The organism is Acinetobacter sp. AS5, assembly GCF_048957595.1.
Taxonomy (GTDB): domain Bacteria; phylum Pseudomonadota; class Gammaproteobacteria; order Pseudomonadales; family Moraxellaceae; genus Acinetobacter.
In genome coordinates this window covers 1-2,041 of sequence record NZ_JARDAL010000122.1, presented here as the reverse complement: position 1 = coordinate 2,041, position 2,041 = coordinate 1, and the positions used below count along the sequence as shown (strand labels likewise).

Annotated in this window: 2 protein-coding genes and 2 pseudogenes; all 4 read left to right on the top strand. The window is 55.7% G+C overall.

Annotation, left to right across the window (positions count from 1 at the left end; translation table 11 throughout):
* Positions 1–297: pseudogene (locus PV763_RS17470) on the top strand (mercuric reductase); the annotation flags it as partial.
* Between the two features lie 35 nt (positions 298–332).
* The gene (gene merG, locus PV763_RS17465; protein WP_420938286.1) at positions 333–986 is read left to right on the top strand and encodes a phenylmercury resistance protein MerG; all 654 of its coding nucleotides are present in this window, start codon (positions 333–335) and stop codon (positions 984–986) included.
* Between the two features lie 83 nt (positions 987–1,069).
* The gene (gene merB, locus PV763_RS17460; RefSeq protein WP_420938285.1) at positions 1,070–1,708 is read left to right on the top strand and encodes an organomercurial lyase MerB; all 639 of its coding nucleotides are present in this window, start codon (positions 1,070–1,072) and stop codon (positions 1,706–1,708) included.
* A pseudogene (merD, locus tag PV763_RS17455) lies at positions 1,705–1,935 on the top strand (mercuric resistance transcriptional repressor MerD); the annotation flags it as partial. The gene merB and the pseudogene merD, both read left to right, overlap by 4 nt.
* Positions 1,936–2,041 lie beyond the last annotated feature (106 nt).

Genomic DNA, 2,041 nt, shown 5'->3' with positions numbered 1-2,041 from the left:
ACCGACAGTCGCACCTTGACCTTGGACAACGTGCCGCGTGCGCTTGCCAACTTCGACACACGCGGCTTCATCAAGCTTGTCGCTGAGGCTGAATCTGGACGCATTCTTGGGGTTCAGGCTGTAACACCGGAAGCAGGCGAGATCATCCAGACTGCCGCGATTGCCATCCGGGCTCGCATGACCGTCCAGGATCTTGCCAACCAACTTTTCCCCTACCTGACCATGGTCGAAGGTCTCAAACTGGTGGCACAGACTTTCTCGAAGGATGTGACACAGCTATCGTGCTGTGCGGGCTAAACCAAGGACACGAAAAGAGCGACAGAGGAGTTTTTATGTTTTGCGATATTAGACTAACAGCACGTTGCACCCGTGCATGCTTAACCATTCTGTTGGCGGGTACTGCAGCGTTTGGCTTGTCAAACAATGCGCTGGCGGCCTACGACTTTTCTAAGCTGGGAGCAGCGATCGAAACATTGGCGCCGGAGACCGTCGACGGCTGGGAAAAGAAAGCGAGGGCGGGCGATGCCATGGCGCAGAACATCATGGGTCTTGCCTACAAATGCGGTATGGGCGTAAAACAAGACCATGCTGCATCGATCCAGTGGTTTCGCAGGGCGGCCGAGCAGGGTGAAGCTGATGCGCAGTTCAACCTGGGGCGCCTCTACGCAAGCGAAGTCGACGGTATGTATAAGAAAGGGCGTGCGGCTCCTGCCGACGATGCACAGGCGTTCAAGTGGTACCGCCTCTCTGCCGAGCAGGGACACACGCAGGCTCAAGTCAGGCTGGCCCAGCTGTTTGCAAAGGGTCTTACCGACATCGCGCCCGACCAGGTGCAGGCATACCAGTGGATGAGTCTGGCCGCAGCGTCGGGAGAACCGACAGCAGCAAAAGTCGTTGCAGACTATGCAGCTCAAATGAAGCCCGAACAGGTGCAGCAAGCGCAATTGCTGGTCCAGGAATGGAAACGCCGGCAAAGCGCACGCTGACGTGATCTTTGAAAAGCGCGGCATGTAATCGCCAAGGGTGGGTTTATGCCGCGTAACCGCTGCTTGGATGTTGGAGGTGGAAATTGGACAAGACTATATATTCCAAAAAGATTGCCGAGAGCCTCTCATCTGGCAATCATCCAGAAGAGTTCGCAACCCTCTTCGTCACCCTGCTTCGTCAGCTTGTGATGGGAAGGCCTGTGTCACGCGAAGCGCTCGGCACCACACTCGGATGGTCTGGGCAGAGGGTTGCAACTGTACTTGAGCCGGCGCCCGGTACCGAATATGACGAGCAGGGCAATATCATTGGACTGGCCCTGACGCTACGCGAAACCCCTCACGTTTTTGAAGTGGATGGCCGCCGTTTATACACCTGGTGTGCGCTCGACACCTTGATGTTTCCCGCTTTGATTGGCAAAACAGCCCGTGTCACGTCGCGCTGTGCTGCCACCGGCAGGCCGATTACGCTCACAGTTGCGCCAGAAGCAGTGCTTCAGGTTGAACCGGCGGAAACAATGGTGTCTCTGCTAACGCCGGATGCTTCACCCGACATTCGCTGTTCCTTTTGCTGTCATGTGCATTTTTTTGCATCGCCTTCTGTTGCAAATGCATGGGCTTCGACGCACCCGGGGATAGAGCTCGTGCCTGTCGAGAATGCATTCGGTCTCGGACATCTGATCGCGCATAAGCTGTTAGAAGACAGCGAGCGAAACACGGCATGAATGCCTACTCGATTTCGAAGCTTGCTGAAGATGCAGGCGTAAGCGTGCATGTTGTGCGCGACTACTTGATGCGCGGGTTGTTGCATCCCGCCTGGCGAACCGAAGGTGGCTACAACGTTTTCGATGCCAAAACACTGGAACGGTTGCGTTTCCTGCGCGTGGCCTTCGAGTCGGGACCCAGGCTCGACGAGTTAACGCGACTTTGCAGGGCGTTGGATGCAGGCGATAGCAAGTGCGTACACGGATGTGTCGAGTAACGGCACTGTTGCAAATAACCACGAATGGTAAGCTGAAGACTGTTTTAGCTAAAGGTGCAGCATATGAATCCTTTCC